General features: G+C 62.5%; 21 protein-coding genes. 6 read left to right on the top strand and 15 right to left on the bottom strand.

Features of this window, described 5'->3' with window-relative positions; all coding sequences use genetic code 11:
* Position 1: 1 nt before the first annotated feature.
* The gene (locus GRI38_RS08000; protein ID WP_160682313.1) at positions 2–1,546 is read right to left on the bottom strand and encodes a hypothetical protein; all 1,545 of its coding nucleotides are present in this window, start codon (positions 1,544–1,546) and stop codon (positions 2–4) included.
* A 169-nt stretch (positions 1,547–1,715) separates the two neighbouring features.
* Positions 1,716–2,573, bottom strand: a complete 858-nt coding sequence (gene hemF, locus GRI38_RS07995; RefSeq protein ID WP_160682312.1) for an oxygen-dependent coproporphyrinogen oxidase — start codon at positions 2,571–2,573, stop codon at positions 1,716–1,718.
* 63 nt (positions 2,574–2,636) lie between these two features.
* Between hemF and pdeM the strand changes: the two genes are divergently transcribed.
* The 4 genes from pdeM (at position 2,637) to GRI38_RS07975 (ending at position 7,047) form a co-directional block, all read left to right on the top strand.
* Complete coding sequence (pdeM, locus tag GRI38_RS07990) at positions 2,637–3,365, top strand: ligase-associated DNA damage response endonuclease PdeM (RefSeq protein WP_160682311.1); 729 nt, start codon at positions 2,637–2,639, stop codon at positions 3,363–3,365.
* Between the two features lie 75 nt (positions 3,366–3,440).
* Positions 3,441–3,983: a translation initiation factor IF-3 gene (gene infC, locus GRI38_RS07985; RefSeq protein WP_160682544.1), complete on the top strand. Its 543-nt coding sequence runs from the start codon at positions 3,441–3,443 to the stop codon at positions 3,981–3,983.
* 118 nt (positions 3,984–4,101) lie between these two features.
* Positions 4,102–5,523, top strand: coding sequence for an SLC13 family permease (locus GRI38_RS07980; protein WP_160682310.1), 1,422 nt, complete (start codon positions 4,102–4,104; stop codon positions 5,521–5,523).
* Between the two features lie 207 nt (positions 5,524–5,730).
* Complete coding sequence (locus GRI38_RS07975) at positions 5,731–7,047, top strand: cystathionine gamma-synthase family protein (RefSeq protein WP_160682542.1); 1,317 nt, start codon at positions 5,731–5,733, stop codon at positions 7,045–7,047.
* Positions 7,048–7,099: 52 nt separating this feature from the next.
* On the opposite strand, the gene GRI38_RS07970 is transcribed toward GRI38_RS07975, so the two are convergent.
* Positions 7,100–7,417, bottom strand: coding sequence for a hypothetical protein (locus tag GRI38_RS07970; protein ID WP_202389858.1), 318 nt, complete (start codon positions 7,415–7,417; stop codon positions 7,100–7,102).
* Between the two features lie 94 nt (positions 7,418–7,511).
* Between GRI38_RS07970 and GRI38_RS07965 the strand changes: the two genes are divergently transcribed.
* Positions 7,512–8,615 carry a winged helix-turn-helix domain-containing protein gene (locus GRI38_RS07965; protein ID WP_160682309.1) on the top strand — a complete coding sequence of 368 codons (1,104 nt, stop codon included), beginning with the start codon at positions 7,512–7,514 and terminating at the stop codon, positions 8,613–8,615.
* Between the two features lie 15 nt (positions 8,616–8,630).
* Here GRI38_RS07965 and GRI38_RS07960 read toward each other — a convergent pair whose 3' ends face one another.
* Positions 8,631–9,167, bottom strand: a complete 537-nt coding sequence (locus GRI38_RS07960) for a J domain-containing protein (RefSeq protein ID WP_160682308.1) — start codon at positions 9,165–9,167, stop codon at positions 8,631–8,633.
* A 184-nt stretch (positions 9,168–9,351) separates the two neighbouring features.
* Here GRI38_RS07960 and GRI38_RS14220 point away from each other — a divergent pair, with 184 nt between their 5' ends.
* On the top strand, positions 9,352–9,480 hold the full coding sequence (locus GRI38_RS14220; protein WP_272916423.1) for a hypothetical protein: 129 nt from the start codon (positions 9,352–9,354) through the stop codon (positions 9,478–9,480).
* An 89-nt stretch (positions 9,481–9,569) separates the two neighbouring features.
* Here the strand turns inward: GRI38_RS14220 and pal are convergent, their stop codons facing one another.
* From pal to GRI38_RS07905, 11 genes are all read right to left on the bottom strand, one after another.
* Positions 9,570–10,085 carry a peptidoglycan-associated lipoprotein Pal gene (gene pal, locus GRI38_RS07955; protein ID WP_160682307.1) on the bottom strand — a complete coding sequence of 172 codons (516 nt, stop codon included), beginning with the start codon at positions 10,083–10,085 and terminating at the stop codon, positions 9,570–9,572.
* A gap of 59 nt (positions 10,086–10,144) precedes the next feature.
* Positions 10,145–11,533: a Tol-Pal system beta propeller repeat protein TolB gene (tolB, locus tag GRI38_RS07950; RefSeq protein WP_419880260.1), complete on the bottom strand. Its 1,389-nt coding sequence runs from the start codon at positions 11,531–11,533 to the stop codon at positions 10,145–10,147.
* On the bottom strand, positions 11,530–12,321 hold the full coding sequence (locus tag GRI38_RS07945) for an energy transducer TonB (protein ID WP_160682305.1): 792 nt from the start codon (positions 12,319–12,321) through the stop codon (positions 11,530–11,532). Before GRI38_RS07945 ends, tolB begins: the two co-directional genes overlap by 4 nt.
* Before the next feature lie 12 nt (positions 12,322–12,333).
* Entirely contained in the window at positions 12,334–12,795 is a 462-nt protein-coding gene (tolR, locus tag GRI38_RS07940) for a protein TolR (RefSeq protein ID WP_160682304.1), read from the bottom strand.
* 2 nt (positions 12,796–12,797) lie between these two features.
* Positions 12,798–13,523 carry a protein TolQ gene (gene tolQ / locus GRI38_RS07935; protein WP_160682303.1) on the bottom strand — a complete coding sequence of 242 codons (726 nt, stop codon included), beginning with the start codon at positions 13,521–13,523 and terminating at the stop codon, positions 12,798–12,800.
* Positions 13,520–13,993, bottom strand: coding sequence for a YbgC/FadM family acyl-CoA thioesterase (locus tag GRI38_RS07930; RefSeq protein ID WP_160682302.1), 474 nt, complete (start codon positions 13,991–13,993; stop codon positions 13,520–13,522). Before GRI38_RS07930 ends, tolQ begins: the two co-directional genes overlap by 4 nt.
* An 87-nt stretch (positions 13,994–14,080) precedes the next feature.
* Entirely contained in the window at positions 14,081–14,458 is a 378-nt protein-coding gene (locus GRI38_RS07925) for a histidine triad nucleotide-binding protein (RefSeq protein ID WP_160682301.1), read from the bottom strand.
* Positions 14,455–14,772: a phosphoribosyl-ATP diphosphatase gene (locus GRI38_RS07920; protein WP_160682300.1), complete on the bottom strand. Its 318-nt coding sequence runs from the start codon at positions 14,770–14,772 to the stop codon at positions 14,455–14,457. The genes GRI38_RS07925 and GRI38_RS07920 overlap by 4 nt, the downstream gene beginning before the upstream one ends.
* Positions 14,773–14,782: 10 nt before the next feature.
* The gene (hisF, locus tag GRI38_RS07915) at positions 14,783–15,565 is read right to left on the bottom strand and encodes an imidazole glycerol phosphate synthase subunit HisF (RefSeq protein WP_160682299.1); all 783 of its coding nucleotides are present in this window, start codon (positions 15,563–15,565) and stop codon (positions 14,783–14,785) included.
* A gap of 204 nt (positions 15,566–15,769) precedes the next feature.
* Positions 15,770–16,498 carry a 1-(5-phosphoribosyl)-5-[(5-phosphoribosylamino)methylideneamino]imidazole-4-carboxamide isomerase gene (gene hisA, locus GRI38_RS07910; protein WP_160682298.1) on the bottom strand — a complete coding sequence of 243 codons (729 nt, stop codon included), beginning with the start codon at positions 16,496–16,498 and terminating at the stop codon, positions 15,770–15,772.
* 72 nt (positions 16,499–16,570) lie between these two features.
* Positions 16,571–17,344, bottom strand: coding sequence for an SDR family oxidoreductase (locus GRI38_RS07905; RefSeq protein WP_237487385.1), 774 nt, complete (start codon positions 17,342–17,344; stop codon positions 16,571–16,573).
* Positions 17,345–17,411 lie beyond the last annotated feature (67 nt).

Here is a 17,411-nt window from a genome sequence, read left to right as displayed (position 1 = left end):
TTCAGGCGGTCAGCGCACCGTTGATCGTCGCGTGCTTGCGCTGCCGCGCGGCGACAAGGGTTACCGCAGCGAGGGGCACCAGAATGGCGAGCCGCATCTGATAGCGGTCGGTCGGGCTCGACAACGCGCCGCAGATCACCGCGTTTGCCAACCATCCTCCGAGCAACAGGATCGTCACCTGCCAGGCTCCGCGCGCTATCGTTTCCCGCCCCTGCCAGACCCGATAGCAGATTGCGGCCATTAAGCCGAAGCTTACGAGCACCACTGCCAGCGTGCTCCAGCCAATGAAGGCGACCGGCATCGCCTTCTTCGCTGCGAGAGTCGACCTGATGCCCTCGCCGATTTCTGACGGATATTTCTCGGATATTTCGTTGATATGGAAATCGGGATAATTGAACGCGACCAGATCGTAGCTGCCGATCAGGATTGCCGTGCCCCTGATCGCATCGCCGATGACACCGAACGGGTCGTCGGCCAGCACGTGCAGGAAGAACGGCTTGTCTTCCGCCGACAGACGCTGCTGTTCCGCGAGTTGCGCCGTCCAGAAGACAGCCTTGCCGGGCCGCTCGTCCCAAAGCATTTCGTCGCTTTCCAGCGGAAGCTTGTCGAGATGCGCGCACAACGCCCAGCGGTCCGCATCCTGCGAACAGGTCTTGCGAAGATAGGCGCTGCCCGAACCGTCGGCTACGAGCCGGGCCGAAAGAAACGGGGGCGAGACCGGCTTTCGATCGAGCGCTTTCTCGATACCCCAATCGAACATCGTTCCTGCAAGCACGGCAATGATGAGGACAGGTGCAGCTCGCAGCAGCGGCTTCCATGCGGAGCGCAGGGGCCAGTGGATGATCGCAGCCAGGAGGCCAGTCGTGACCGTCAGCAGAAGCAGCGTGGTATGAAACGTCGCAAGAATGCCCGAGGCTATCAGAAGGACGGCTTTCTCGCCGGTCGACAGTCGCGACCAAAACACGAGCAGGACACTGAGAAGAAGGACTATAATTCCTGAATAAACGTCCGGCATCAGCATCGCGGTGTAATAGGGAAGCGGCGTGACAAGGGCGAGAAGGACGAGGCTGCCGAAGAACAAGCCACGCTTTTCGAGTGCCCCCGTCTCGCGGAACAGCAGATGCAAGGCGAAGACGAGCAATCCGGCAACGATAAGCGACTGCAGGAACACCGCCGCCCACGGCCCGAGAAACCGCATGGGAAGGTATAGCTGGAACCCGTAATAGATCGAACGCCCGGATATGACGGGCTGCGTCGGCACGACGCGCGACTTCGCGGAGCCGGTAGCGGAAGCCTCGTTCTGCGCAGTGGTATCAGCGTCGTCAGCGACAACGGGTTCTGCGGGCTCGATCGCAAGCCGGTCGGACCATTCCGATGGCGAGCCGGTCAGCCACACTGTCGCCGCGTCCGCCCCGCGAATATATGTGCTGGTATCCGGAAACCAGAACGGTCCGCAATTGAGATAAGCCGGCCAGAGCAGGACGATCGACAGCAGCATCGTCGCAAGAGCAAGACCGCGCGGGCTATGGGCGTTTGTCTTGTCCAAGTTCGACCTTTTCGCGCCGCTGACGGCGGCTTCGTAGTTGGCTGCGTTCCGAGCGAATTGCAGTATCTCGCGCCAATTCACGCGCCAAGACGATTAACCATGGCGTTCGCGTTAAGTCCGCTCACCGTGTCATATCTGCACAGTTCGAACGGCGGTCGGAGAGTTCAGCTCAGTTCCAAGTCGCGATCGGGGGCAAGCTCATCAGGATCGCATCGATGTTGCCCCCGGTCTTCAGTCCGAAAAGCGTTCCCCGGTCATAGACGAGATTGAATTCCGCGTAACGACCCCGCCATTCGTACTGCCTTTGCCGATCTTCATCGTCGAAGGCGCTCTCCATCCGACGTCTCACGATCTGCGGGAAGATCTGCAGGAATGTCCGTCCGACATCCCGCGTGAAGGCGAAGTTCCGCTCGAAGGACGGATCGTCGTCACATTCGAGATGATCGTAGAATATTCCTCCCACGCCGCGATGACATTGGCGGTGCGGAATGTAGAAATATTCATCCGCCCATTTCGAGAAACGCTCGTAATAGGTCGGGTTGTGCGCCGCGCATGCCGCGCGAAAGGCCGCATGGAAATCCGCCGTATCCTCGTTGTAGGGTATCGGGGGATTGAGGTCTGCACCTCCGCCGAACCACGCCTTGCCGGTGGTCAGGAACCTCGTGTTCATGTGGACGGCAGGGACGTGCGGGTTCGCCATATGCGCGACAAGACTGATGCCGGTCGCCGTGAAGCCCGGATTTTCTGCGCTCGCCCCGTTAACGCTGGCAGCGAATTCCGGCGCGAAGTTGCCGTGCACGGTCGAAACGTTGACGCCGACCTTCTCGAACACCTTGCCTTTCATGACGCCGCGGACGCCGCCGCCCGGGTTCTCGTTGCCTTCCTCGACCCGCTCCCATGGCGAATAATTAAAACTTGCATCGGAACCGGCCTCTCGCTCGATCGCCTCGAACTCCGCGCAGATGTCGTCGCGCAGTTCCTCGAACGCCTTTTTGGCGCGCTCCGTATGCTTGTCCCAGTCGCTCATCGCTCGATCCCGTTCATGCGATCCGGCCTTGCCATGTACGAAGGCTTGCGGCAAGGGACGTGCATGGTTCCCCTTTCGTTCGCTGGCGAGGAATGGTTTCTGCTGGAAAGCCGCGCGCTTTACTGGCCGCGCCAGCGCGCCCTGCTGCTGGCGGACCTGCACCTCGAAAAGGCGAGCTTCTACGCCAGCCACGGCCAACCCCTTCCGCCCTATGACAGCCGGGAAACCCTAGAACGCGTCGCCGATGCGATTAGGCTGACCGATGCAAAGAGGGTCATTACACTGGGCGACAATTTCCACGATCGACGCGGCGCGCTTCGGCTGGAAGATCATGCGGCGGGAATGCTCGGTGCGTTGACGCGAATGGTCGATTGGACCTGGATCACCGGCAACCATGACGACGGGACCGACACGGTGTCGATGGAAGCATCCTGCGGCGGTACCGTCCTTCCGGAAATGGAACTTGGCGGGGTGGTCCTGCGCCACATCGCAAAGCGGGGCGAGCGGCGTCCGGAGATTTCCGGCCATTTCCACCCGCGGCTCGAACTCAGCATCAACCGCCGGAAGATACGCCGCCCCTGCGTCGTCGTGAGCAAGTGCGAGGGGGAGGAGAACAGTGCATGCCGCCTCGTCGCGCCGGCCTTCGGTGCGCTGACCGCTGGGATGCCGGCTGGCGATCCTGCCATCGTGCGGGCGCTGCAACCTGCGAGCGACATTCGGGCGCTGCTGATCGCAAAGGGGCGTCTGTTGCAATTTCCCCTCTGGCGGGAAAACAATTCGCGCGCCGCTTGAACGCGGGGCTAGCGTAATTGCGCGGCGACCCCTAAATAGGGCGCCAGACAAACGGCAAATTCAGGAGACTGCCCCATAGCTCGTCCACCACGGCGTTCACTTCAGCCGCCCACGAAAAGCGGTCCGCGCTTCGACAACTTCATTCAGTCCGACAAGGTTCGGGTCATCGATGAAAACGGTGAGAACCTTGGTGTGATGTACACGCGCGAGGCGACCGAACAGGCAAACGGTCTGGGCCTCAACCTCGTCGAGGTTTCGCCGAACGCCGATCCGCCCGTGTGCAAGTTCCTTGACGTCGGAAAATACCGCTTCGAAGCGCAAAAGAAGGCGAATGCCGCGCGCAAGAGCCAGAAGACGCAGGACATCAAGGAAGTGAAAATGCGTCCGAACATCGACACGCATGATTATGACGTGAAGATGCGCAACGTGTTCAAGTTCATCGACAACGGCGACAAGGTGAAGGTCACCCTTCGTTTCCGCGGGCGCGAAATGGCGCACCAGGAACTCGGCATGGACCTTTTGAAGCGTGTGCAGGACGATACTGGCGAAGTCGCCAAGGTCGAGGCATTTCCCCGGCTCGAAGGGCGTCAGATGCTGATGGTTCTTTCGCCGAAATAGCCATCCGATAAGAGAGTAAGAATGGGGCGCATGGGCGGGACGACCGCTCCTGCGCCCTTTTTCTTTGTAGAAGCGCGAACCTCTTGATAGCTTTCGTCCCTTAAGGGGAGGGGTACGGATGAAAGCAGCGCAGCTTGGGCTGGCGATCGGCATTTCGGCCTTCGCCGCGACCATCTTTCTGCCCGCTCCTGCCGGAATGTCGCGCGAGGCTTGGATCGTCGCCGGCCTCGTCGTGCTGATGGCGGCGTGGTGGATGACCGAAGCGATCCCCCTCACCGCGACGGCCCTGTTGCCGTTCCTCGTGCTGCCCTTCGCCGGCGTCATGACGGCTGGCGAAACGGCAAGCGCCTATTACTCGCCGATCTTGTTCCTGATACTTGGCGGGGCGTTCATCGCGCTCGCAATCGAGCGGACGGGTCTCCATCGCCGATTGAGCCTTGCCATTCTGAGGCTGGTCGGGCCACGATCCGGTCAGACAGGCTTGCTGCTCGCCTTCATGATAGCAGCGGCAATCCTGTCGATGCTTATTTCGAACACGTCCACTGCGCTCATCATGATGCCGATGGCGCTTGCGGTCCTCGCGGGGGGCGAGGGCGGCGCAGGCGCGGACAAGCCCGGCTCGGACGGACTGTCGGGCGCTCTGCCGATGGGCATTGCCTTTGCAGCGAGCATCGGTGGTCTCGGCACGCTTGTCGGATCGCCGACCAATGCCATCGCCGTGGGCTTGCTGGCGAACATCGTCGGTACCGAGATCAGCTTTGCCACTTGGACGCTGTTCGGCCTGCCGGTCGTCATCGTAGGCGTTCCGCTCGCCGCGTTTCTCATCGCGAAGGTCCAGCGGGTCGCGAGCCACCCCTTCGACCTTGCCGCTGCGTGCAATGCGATCGACGATCATGCCCCTTGGTCAAGCGCGGAAAAGCGGCTCGTGCCGGTGGTGGCGATTACCTTCCTCCTGTGGATGAGCCAGCCCTTGCTCGAACCCTTGTTGCCGGAGGGATCGCTGACCGATGGCACGATTGTGATCGCGGCAGGTCTTGCTCTGTTCGTCCTTCCGGATGGCACGGGCCGCCCGCTGCTGGTGTGGGAGGAAGCCGACCGCGCACCGTGGGGCGTCATCATGATGTTTGGCGGCGGGCTGGCGCTGGCTTCCGGGATGAGCGCGTCGGGACTTGCGGACTGGCTCGGCAACGCTCTACTTCCGCTAGCCAGCGTTCCGCTGCCGATCGTCGCCCTCGCAGTCGTTGCCATGGTCATCCTCATCACGGAGTTCGCCAGCAATGTGGCAACCGCAAGCGGTATCATACCCGTCGTCGGTAGCCTGACCGTCGCGCTTGGCGCCGATCCGATCCTGCTCGCCATGCCGGCGGCACTCGCGGCGAGCTGGGGTTTCATGCTGCCCGCGGGGACCGGGCCGAACGCAATCGCCTGGGCGACAGGCCGTATCCGCATTGGCCGGATGGTCGCGGCGGGCATCATGCTCGACCTCGCCGGCATATTCCTGATCGTCGGAATGGTCTGGGGGATGGCCGCGCTGGCCTAACGGAGCGACGCGCTCGGACCCGCAGCGTATTGAACCAGGCAACCGCGCAGGATAGAGACGGCCCCAGCAATCCTGTGCTCGCCGGTCATGCATACCTGCGGAGGTTAGGCGTGCTGGGGCGTGTCGCGCTGTAGCGAGGCGTCTTTGGCCGACGAGCGCAACATGGCTCCTGCCTTCCTGGGAGCGTTCGACAAGGAAGACACAATCATGACCGATGCCGTCGATTCGACCGAGCAACCCACGCCCCGGCGCAAGCCCAAGCCCGAAGCCACGCAGATAGGCGGGCGCGAACTGAAGCCATCCACGCTGATGATGGGGCATGGTTACGACCCGGCGCTTTCCGAAGGATCGCTAAAACCGCCGATCTTCCTGACGAGCACATTTGCGTTCGAGAACGCAGCGGCGGGCAAGCGCCATTTCGAAGGTATCACCGGGCAGCGCGAAGGCGGCGCTGAGGGGCTGGTCTATTCGCGGTTCAACGGTCCGAACCAGGAAATCCTCGAAGATCGCCTCGCCATCTGGGACGGGGCAGAGGACGCGCTGTGCTTCTCGAGCGGGATGACGGCCATCTGCATTCTGATGATGGCCTATTGCAGCGCGGGCGACGTCATCGTCCATTCCGGTCCGCTTTACGCAGCGAGCGAAGGTTTCGTCGCGAAGGTCATGAGCAAGTTCGGCGTGACCTATGTCGATTTTCCGGCCGGGGCCTCGCGCCAGCAGCTCGACGACGTGCTCGGAGAGGCAAAGAAGCAGGCGGGCGACCAGGGCGGCAAGGTTGCCATGATCTATCTCGAAAGTCCGGGCAATCCGACGAACGCGCTGGTCGATATCGAGGCGGTGAAAGAAGCGCGGGATGCGGCGCTCGACACGTCATGCCCGATTGCCATCGACAATACGTTCCTCGGACCACTCTGGCAGCGACCGCTCGACCATGGTGCCGACATCGTGGCCTATAGCCTTACGAAATATGTCGGAGGCCATTCGGACCTCGTCGCGGGAAGCATCGCCGGGAAGAAAAGCTGGATGGACCCGGTCCGTGCGCTACGCAACACGATGGGCGGCATCGCCGACCCCAATACGGCGTGGATGCTGCTCCGATCGCTCGAAACGGTCGAATTGCGGATGCAGCGGGCCGGAGAGAATGCGGAGAAGGTTTGCGCCTTTCTCGCCGATCATCCGAAGGTCGATGGGCTCGGCTATCTCGGCATGATCCGCGACGACCGCCAAAAGGACATCTTCGATCGGCATTGCCTTGGTGCCGGATCGACCTTCTCCCTGTTCCTGAAGGGTGGCGAGGCGGAATGTTTCCGCTTCCTCGACGCTTTGCGGGTCGCGAAGCTCGCGGTGAGCCTTGGGGGAACCGAGACGCTGGCAAGTCACCCCGCCAGCATGACGCACCTGTCCGTCGCGCATGGCCGGCGGCAGGAGCTCGGCATTACCGACAGCCTCGTGCGCATTTCCATCGGGATCGAGGATCCCGACGATCTTATCGCGGATTTCGATCAGGCTCTGGAACAGGTCTGAGGGGGAAAGGTCTGGCGGAGCGCAACCACGCGCTCCGCCTGCCTCGTTACCGTCAGCTTCCGCTGATGCCGGGAATGTTGAAGATGCCGACGGCGAGTTCCGCCCAAATATACAGAAAGACTATCAACAGGCCGAAGCCGATATAGAGCATCTTGCCGCGTCCAAAGCGCGTGCGAGCGAACAGTTGAAACGTCCCGACGAAAAACGCCAACAGGGAGCCCATGACGATGAAGTCGGTTTCGTCCCAATTGACTTCTCCTGTAATTTGCATTGCGAGGAACGGGATGGAAAGCAGCATGACTATTCCGAGCCATGGTCCCCAGACTTTCCAGCGACTGCCGGGTTTGGGTGATTGCATCGTATCGCTCATTCTATACTCTCCTTGTCGTCGTACCTTGACGGTTCGGCGATACGTCCAGCCTGGATGAGCGGCATGAGCAAAAGGTGAGGAAGCGCTGAAATCCATGGGTGAGTGCCGTTTTCTCTTTGCGAGCTATAGCCTCGATCCGGCGAACCGACAGCTGGAACGCGAGGGCGAACCGATCGAGCTCGGCGGCCGATATTTCGACGCTTTGGTCCTGCTTGTCGGTAATGCTGGTGATCTCGTCACGAAGGACCACTTCATGGACGAAGTCTGGCGCGGGGTGCCCGTGACCGATGAAGCCCTGACACAGGCCATCCGAACGATTCGCAAATGTTTGAATGACGATGCGAGCGCGCCGCGCTTCGTCGAGACGGTGCCGCGATATGGCTATCGCTTTATTGCGCCGGTCGAGCGCGCATCGGGCGAGGCCGGACGCAGCGTAACCGATCCGAAAGTCGATCACCGGAACTCTAACGCTCTGAAAGACCACCTGCTGCTTGCCGGTGCCGGGACGCTTGGCGGGGGACTTGCCGGGTTTGTCGGGGGCGCGATTTACGGCGCGATCGTCGCCAGCGCCGCGGCAACCAATGGCGGCGGCGCCGCGTCCGCCTTCCTCGTCGTGATGTGCCTCACCATTCTCGTCTCGCTTCTCGGAGCGGCAGGCGTTTGCCTCGGAATGGCGGTCGGCCAACTGGCGGGCAGGGGCTGGGCGCTGGTTCTCGGCGCTGCAGCGGGTGGGCTCGTCATTGGTGCGCTCGGCAGGTTGCTCGGCCTCGATGCCTTCACGCTCATTCTTGGGCAGTCGCCGGGGAACATGACCGGCGCATTCGAAGGAGCCGTGCTGGGCGGCGGTGTCGGTGGCGGCGTGTGGCTGGCCCTTAGCTTGCGGGGGCATGCGCTGGCTTATCGGATGGTTGCGGCAGGCCTGGTTGCCGCAACAAGCGGCTTGCTTGTGGCAGTAACCGGCGGGCGCCTGATGGCGGGCAGCCTCGATCTGCTGGCGCGGCAGTTTCCGCAGTCGCGCATCGACCTGTCGGCCTTGGGAACGGCGTTCGGCGGCGATGGCTTCGGGATGCAGGGAAGCTTGGCAAGCGCCGGCATGGAAGGGTTTCTTTTCGGCACCTTCATTGCCGGAGCGATCATCGTCTCGCGCCGCAATCTGCAAATCGAAGACGTGCCCCGCCCGGTAACGCAAGCGCCGTAAGGCGAAAAAGCTGTCTCAGCCTTTCCAGAACCGCCGTTCTTCCGCCGATTTCAGCACATTGTAGGATAGCTGGATCTTCTGAAATTCCTGCGCCGCCTCCGCATCGCCCGGTTTGACGTCGGGATGCACCTCTTTCGCCTTCATGCGGAACGCCTTCTTGATGGCGTCGAACTCGGCATCCGCCTCAAGCCCCAGAATTTCGAGCGCGCGCATTTCGTCGGCCGTGCGGCTGCCATCGCCCGAGCCGGACCAGCCATAATGCTGTGCCTCCGCATAGCCCGCATTCTCGCTTTGCTCCGCCTTGGCACGCGCAGCTTTCTCCGCCTTGTCCAGCCCTTCGAAATAATCCCATTTCGAATTGTATTCAGCGGCATGGCGCTGACAGAAATACCAGCGATCCGGGCTGTTCGGCGCCTTGGGAGCAGGGCAATCGCCCTTCTCCGAGCAGCCGTGGCGATCGCATTCGCGCACGGTCGTCGCTTGGCGATCGGTCGCATCATAGCTTCGCCAACGGGGAAAGCCCCAATCGTTCGAGCGGCGCGATCCGCTCATGCAGGCGGACCCGAACGGAATATCGAAATTGAAGACAAAACGAACATTGCTTCTGTTTCTAGGGGGTAATGCGGCGGGTTCCAAGGGCTTGTACCGCTCAAATGGCTTCGATGCCATGGCGAAGCGGAACTTCTGTTGCAGCGCAACATTACGTTAATCGACCTGCTGCTAACGCGAACCCGACATGAGCCCTCAGCTGAAATTTTCCGCCGCCGTCTGCACCGCCGTCATGGCGTTCTTCGTCGTGAGCGCGGCTGCGAACCATGGGGCTATCGACGCGCCCGAGCTCGCCGTTTCGGTCCCGTTTGGTTGATCTGGCCGCCCGGCAAGTCTGACAGAGTAAAAGAAAAACCCCGGCCTCATCGGACCGGGGTTTCTCATATCATCATTGGTCTTGTCGGATCAGTTGACGACGACCGTTACCGCGCGACGGTTCTGCGCCCATGCGCTTTCATTTGAACCAAGTGCGACCGGCCGCTCCTTGCCGTAGCTGACGGTGCGGATACGGCTTTCCGGAATGCCCAGGCTGACGAGGAAGTTCTTCGCCGCATTGGCGCGTCGCTCGCCCAGCGCGAGGTTGTATTCGCGCGTTCCGCGCTCGTCGGTATGCCCTTCGACGGTGACGGTAATGTTCGGATACTGGTTGAGATAACCGGCCTGCGTGCGCAGCGCGGCGCTGTCTTCGGAATCGATGTCGTACTGATCGGTGTCGAAATAGATAACGTTCTGGCCGTTCACCGCGTTCTCGAAATGCGCCTGGCTGCCGACAGCCGGACCGGTCGGCGTCGGCGTGCCGGTGGTGGGCGAAGTCGGTGTGGGTGTCGGTTCCGGCGGCAGTTCTTCGGGCGCATTGCGCGAACATGCGGCAAGAGCCAGCGAGGAACCGAGCAGCAGCGATGTGACGAAGCGTTTGTTCATGGTGTTAAGTCCTACGGCTTGAGTGAAACCCTGTTGTGAACAATAGTTAGCTAACGCAATTACGGTAAAATCGGTCCCCATGCCGGATCGGACGCATCGACCGGCGTCGGCAGACGACGCAGATTATCACCCGTCAGGTCGACCTGCCACAGGGAAGTGTCGCCCGAGTTTCTTTCGGTGCGGAAAAACTGCAAGATGCGTCCATTGGGTGCCCAGGTCGGTGCCTCATCCTGCCATCCATTGGTCAGATGCCGTAGATTGCGGCCCTGCGGGTTCATGACGCCGATGCGGAAATTGCCGGTGATGTGCGTGAAGGCGATCTGGTCGCCGCGCGGGCTCCATTCCGGTGTTGCCGCGCGTCCGCCGAAAAAGGTGAGGCGACGCTGGTTCGAGCCGTCCGCATCCATCACATAGACTTGCTGGCTACCCGAACGATCGCTTTCGAAAACGATTTGCGAGCCGTCCGGAGAATAGGAACCGCCGATGTCGATGCCTGGCGTATCGGTCAGGCGCGTGACGCGCCCGCCGGTTGCGGGAACGCGATAGATGTCGGTATTCCCGGCAACGGCCATCGAGAACAGGATGTGCTCCCCGTCGGGCGACCAGCGTGGCGCGAGCGTCGGGTTCTTGTTCTCGACGACGAGGCGCTGCTTGCCGGTGCCGATGTCATAGACGTAGATTCGCGGGTTTCCGTCGACATAGGAGAGATAGAGCAGCTGGCTGTAGTCGGGCGAATAACGCGGCGTCAGTGCGGTCGAGCGGCCATTGGTGATGAAGCGATGGTTCGCACCGTCGCTATCCATGATGGCAAGACGCTTGGTGCGGTCGCCCTTCGGACCGGTCTCCGCGATATAGGCGATCTTGCTGTCGAAGAACGGGCTTTCGCCGGTCAGGCGCGAATAGATGAGGTCGGCGCATTTATGCGCCGCGCGGCGCCATTCCGACGGCTGCACGACCCAGCCTTCGCGGACCAGCTGGTCCTGCAGCGCGATGTCGTAGAGGTAGCAGCCGACGGTCAGACGTCCGTCGTCGCGCTTCGTCACGTAACCATGCACGAGCATTTCGGCGCCGCGACTGGTCCAGTTCGACCAGACGGGCGAGGCGATGCTGGCGAAGCGCGGCTGCGGCAGGCGATTGGGTCCGACCGGCTTGAACAGCCCGTTATTCTTGAGATCGGCGGTGATGACTTCGGCGAGCGCCACGCCTAATGCCGCCGTTCCTTCCGCATTGGCAGGCGTCGGCACGTTGTTGTCGGTCGCGAAGCCGGGAATGGCGATCCCGATGTCTTCCCACGCGCTTTCGTCGGTGACGCTGCCCGACAGACCGCCGCTGCGCTCCTGCGTGGGGGCGGGGGTGGGCGTCTCGGTCTGGGAGAATGCAGGCGTCGCAACGAGCGCGCCGATGCAACCGATTGTGTAGAGGAGGTTCTTGAACGTCATTTGCTTCATAGCCTTCTGTCGAAACGCCAATCGCTGATCAGCTTCCATTCGTCGTAGAATTGTTCGGGCAGATTGAAAGGTGCGGCAAGCTGCACCGCCCTGATCGCCTGCTCGGCATGGATGTCCGCCTGAGCGCGATTGGAATCGTTGATGCCGGACTGGCTGACCACCCGCGGCGTCCCGGCGAGCGAACCGTCGCGATTGAGACGCCAGCTCAACACCGTCACCAGCTTGTCGGCATCGACGCCTTGCGGGGCACGCCAATGCGGTCGCAATTGCCGGTTGATGGCTTGTGCAAGCGCCGCCTGCTCGCTCGCACCGAACGTCGCCGCCGGGGCGCGCGTTTCGCTGCTGTCGGGATTGCCGCCGAGCCCGCTTCTGAAGGCGTCGCGGAACGTGCTGCCGCCGCGTTGCGCGGGTTGGGGGCGCGGCTGCGGCTGGGGTTCGGCCCTACGAGGCGTGGGCTGGCTTCGCGGTCTCGGAGTAGGGTCGGGTACGACTGTCCGCTCGACGACTCGCTGAACGGGGGTCACCTGCTCAGGGGTGGGCGGCTCGGGATCGCGCGTCGGCGCGGTTGCCGCCCGGCTTTCGGGAACGGGAACGGGGGCAGTCGCTTCGAGGCCGACATCCTCCGCCAGGCTAACCGTCATGCGCTCCGGAACGTCGCTCAATGGTTCGGGCGCGGGTTGAATCAGCAAGACGGCGACGAGCGCCAGATGCGCGGCGGCCGCAACCGCAAGGCCGATACGCTCTTCACGGCGATAGGTCGCGGACGGAGACGGGGGCAAAGTGGCCATCGTCGACGATTACTATGGCGGCGTGACTGAACCGCTGGTTACCAGCGAGATCGAATTGAGCCCGGCGCGATTGAGTTCGCCCATCACCGCGACGACCCGGCCATAGGGCAATGTCGTATCTGCCCGCAGCGTTACGTCCGGCATGGTGCTGTCGCCCGTGGGCACGATGCCCGCGAGGCGATCGGCGAATGCTCCGCTCGGCACGGCTTCTTCGCCGAGATAGATCGTGCCGTCCGCGGTAATCGTGACCGTCAGCGGCTGTTGTTGCTCGGTCGGCAGGGGGTTGGCACGGCTTTCGGGCAACTCGACCGGGACACCTGCCGTCAGCAGCGGAGCGGTCACCATGAAGATGATAAGGAGGACGAGCATCACGTCGACGAACGGGGTGACGTTGATTTCCGCCATGGGCGCTCGCCGCCCACCCGGCCTTCCGCCTGACCTTCGCCCGCCAGACGCATGGAGTCCCATCGCCATCGTCAGTTCTCCAGTTGCCGACCGAGTGCGGCGTGGATCGAATCGGCAAAGCGACCGAGACGCGCTTCGAAGCGGTTCACGTCGTGGCTGAACCGGTTGTAGGCGATGACCGCGGGAATGGCGGCGAACAGGCCGATAGCCGTCGCAAAGAGCGCCTCTGAAATGCCGGGTGCTACGACGGCGAGCGAACTGTTTTCCTGTGCGCCGATCTGAAAGAAGCTGTTCATGATGCCCCAGACGGTTCCGAACAGGCCGACGAAGGGCGCGACCGAACCGACGGTGGCGAGGAAGTTCAGCCGGTCGGCGAGCGCGTCGGCCTCAATGGCAACCTGGCTGTTCATCGCGATCGAGAGCCGTTCCTTCGTTCCGTCGAGATCGCGCGGACCGGTCGAGCCTCCGGCGGTTCCGCTACCAGTCGATCGACGCCACTCGCGGATGCCCGCATCTGCGACGCGCGCCGAGGGCGTTGCTTTGCTGCGCCGCTCCGACATGAAGCGGTCGACGTCGTCCGCATCCCAGAACTTGTCCTCGAAAACACGGCTGGCCTTGCGCAGTCTGCCCATTCGCATGGTGAAGGAGATGATGATGGTCCAGACCCACAGGCTGGCGAGGAGCAATCCCGCCATCACGAGCTGGACGACGATGTCCGCCTCCAGAAAGAGTTCGAGCGGATCGAGGTGGTCGGCCGTCGGGGCGACGGCTCCGATCAGGGGCAGCAAGACGTTCATTGGGTTACGGTTTCCGGTTGAAAGTTTCCATCGATGAAGCGCGCGAAGGTCGCACGCCATTCGGCGGGTTGACGGCGAGGGCGACCGGTCGGCGACAAGAAGGCGGCGGTAACGTCGGCTTCGGCCAGAACCTCGCCTTCGCGCGTGGCGGTCTGCTGCATCACGCAGCTCGCGGCCCTCACGTCGCTCGCCGTGGTCGCGATCAGAACATCGTCATCGAGCCTGGCGGGGGAGCGATAGCGAATGTGCAGATCGGCAACCGCATAAGCGCCGTCGCCCGCTTCGATCGCTGCGCGCTGATCGATGCCGAGACGCCGCAAGAGGTCGCTGCGCGCCCGCTCGAACCACCTGAGGTAATTGGCGTGATAGGTGATGCCCGACAGATCCGTATCCTCGTAATATACCCGGACGGCATAGAGATGGCGCGAGCCGTCGATGATGCCGTCGGGCAGGGCGGGAGATGTCTTCATAGCGATATACGCGAATTCTTAACCAAACGCGCAATTGGAGGGCAAGCTTCGCCTTGTAAACACATATTCCGTAGCGACAGGACGGTTTTATCGCGCGATCATCGGTCCCAGCGGTTCACCCCCGAACAGGTGAACGTGAAGATGTGGGACTTCCTGACCGGCATGATGGCCGACATTCGCCAGCAGGCGATAGCCGGGCTCTACAAGGTCGCTATCCCGCGCGACCTTGCCGACGGCCCGGACGAACCCCGCAATCTCCTCCGCGCTGGCCTTCGTCGAGAAGTCGTCCCAACTCACGTAAGCGCCCTTGGGCACGATCAGGATGTGTGTCTTCGCCTGAGCGTTGATGTCGTAAAAGGCATAGGACCATTCGTCCTCGTAAACCTTCTTCGACGGAATTTCGCCGCGCAGGATCTTCGCAAAGATATTGTCCGGATCGTAGGGCTTGGTCACGTCGACGGTCATTGCGCGCTCCTGCTGTTCTTTTCCGCGATACCGGAAACGCCCTCGCGGCGGTCGAGTTCGGCCATCACGTCGCTGAGGCTAAGCCCCCTGGCCGACAGCAGGACGGCAAGGTGAAAGATCAGATCCGCGCTTTCGCCGACGAGTTCCTCGTCCGATCCGTCCAGTGCCGCCACCACTGTCTCGACCGCTTCCTCGCCCAATTTGCGCGCCATGAGCGGCAGGCCGCCGGCGTTCAACTTCGCAACGTAGCTGCTATCTGGATCGGCCGACTTTCGCGCGGCGATCGTTGCTTCGAGGCGTTCGAGCGTTTCCATGCGGCGCTTCCTAGCCTGCTACTTCACGGGCAGGCAATCCGGCATTGCGCAAGGCCTGGTGCGCCTCGGCGATGGAATGCTTGCCGAAATGGAAGATGCTCGCCGCGAGAACCGCGCTGGCACGACCCTCTACGACGCCCGCGACGAGATGATCGAGCGTACCGACGCCGCCGCTCGCGACGACGGGAACATCGACATTGCTCGCGATGGTGCGGGTCAGTTCGAGGTCGTAGCCTGCCTGCGTGCCGTCGCCGTCCATGCTGGTGACGAGCAGTTCGCCCGCACCCAGTTCGGCCAGTCGGACGGCATGGGCCACTGCGTCGATGCCGGTTTCGCGCCGCCCGCCATGGGTGAAGATTTCCCAGCGAGCCGGTTCGCCGGGGGCGGAGACCCGCCGCGCATCGACGCTGGCGACCGCGCACTGGCTTCCCATGCGCTGCGCGATGTCTGCCATGATTTCGGGTCGGCGAACGGCGGCGGAATTGACCGCGACCTTGTCCGCGCCAGCCAGCAGGAGCGCGCGCGCATCCTCGACGCTGCCGACGCCCCCGCCGACGGTCAGCGGCATGAAGCACACCTCTGCAGTGCGCTTCACGATATCAAGCAACGTTCCGCGCCCTTCGTGGCTTGCTGAAATGTCGAGGAAGCACAATTCGTCCGCACCTGCCGCGTCGTAAGCCCTCGCCTGTTCGACCGGATCGCCCGCATCCTTAAGATCGACGAAATTGACGCCCTTGACGACGCGCCCATTAGCGACGTCAAGGCAGGGTATGACCCGAACGCGAACGGTCATAAGGCATCCAGCCAGATTGTCAGCATCCAGATGCCATTCGCGATAACAAGGACCGAGACAAACATTGAGAACCAAAAATACGGCTTGTTTGTCGATCGCTAATTTCATGACCAAAATAATGAAAAGCCCGTCCTCGGATGCCTTGGATGAGCATAAAACTCGCGATCAGTATCGTCGCACCGATTATGATCAAACCGAACGACATCACCCCCGCCCCGCCATTGCGATCGCCGTCGCCAAATCCAGCCGCCCTTCATACAGCGCCCGCCCGGTGATGACCCCTTCGATCCCTTCGTCGGCGTGCAGGGAAAGGATGTGGATGTCGTCCAGCCCCATCACCCCGCCGCTGGCGATGACGGGAATGTCGACGCTGCGAGCCAGCTCGACCGTAGCATCGACGTTGCAACCCTTGAGAAGACCGTCGCGCCCGATGTCGGTGAAGAGCAGGGCGGCAACGCCCGCATCCTCGAACCGCCGTGCGAGATCCACGACGGGCACGTCCGACACGTCCGCCCAACCTTCGGTCGCGACCATGCCGTCGCGGGCATCGACGGCAACCACGATGCCGTTCTCCCACTCGCGCGCCATGTCCTTGACGAATTCAGGGTTTTTGAGCGCGGCGGAGCCCATGACGATACGCGCGACACCGGCCTCGAACCAGCCCGCGACCGTCGCCGCATCGCGGATGCCGCCGCCCAGCTGAACATGGCCCGGAAAGGCCGCGACGATTGCCTCGACCGCTTCGCGGTTCTCGGTGCGGCCGGCGAAACTTCCATCTAGGTCGACCACGTGAAGGTGCTCGGCTCCGGCTTCGGCGAACAGCATCGCCTGCGCGGCAGGATCGTCGCCATAGACGGTGGCGCGCGCCATGTCGCCTTCGGCAAGGCGCACGACTTCGCCGCCCTTCAGGTCGATTGCGGGAAAGACTATCATCGCCCCTGCCGTTAATTCGCGGGCGCAGTCAAGGCAACTGGCAAGCGCGTCAGGCGCTGCGATATGTGCGCCTCAGGCGTCGGTGTCGCGCTGCACCAAGACCATTTCCTGCACGACGGTCCGCCGCGGCTGGGTCAGCATGAAGTGGACGCCGACAGCGATGTCTTCCGCGCGCATCATCGTTTCGTCTTGAATACGATCAGCCTGTTCTTCTGGTGAGATGTCCGGCTTTTGGAAATCGGACCCGGTCAGCGCAGGCGTGACGAGGCCGACCTTGATGCCCTTTTGCGAGACTTCGCGCCTTAATGCTTCGGCGAAACCGTGAATGCCGCTCTTCACCCCGGCATAGACGGTGCTGCCCGGTCCAAGCTTGTGCGTCGAATAGGAGCCGGTGAAAAGGATATCGCCGCGATCCTGCAAATGGTCGACCGCCCGGTGCGCGCTCATCACGTAAGCGGTGAAATCGACGGCGAGCGCGTAACGCACCTCGTCCCCATCCATATCCGCCAGCCCCTCTGCCGGAACGGCGGCGTTGATGATCGCGATGTCCCAGTTGCCGAGTGTCTTGCCCGCTTCGGAGAAGAACCGCTCGACCTCGCCCTTTTCGCCAAGGTCGCAGGCAATCCCGTTGCCCTTGCCGACTTCACCGATCCGCTCGAGTGCGTCGGCGAGGTGATCCTCGTTACGCCCGCAGATGAAGACCTCGACGCCTTCGGATGCGAGCAGGACCGCGATCGCGCGCCCTATGCCGGTCGTCCCGCCGGTTACGATCGCCTTGCGACCGGAGAGGCCGGGTCGGGCGGTATGGGCATCGGAAAGGTCGGTCTTTTCGGGTTTGGCCATCATGTCTCGCTGATCTGGTCTCGCAGGGGGCAAGCCCAAGACGCATCGCGAGGGCCGCGGGTTCCGATAA

The sequence above is a fragment of the Parapontixanthobacter aurantiacus genome (assembly GCF_009827635.1).
Lineage (GTDB): Bacteria > Pseudomonadota > Alphaproteobacteria > Sphingomonadales > Sphingomonadaceae > Parapontixanthobacter > Parapontixanthobacter aurantiacus.
Note: the sequence above shows the minus strand (reverse complement) of the source record. Positions and strands in the feature narration are given on the sequence as shown.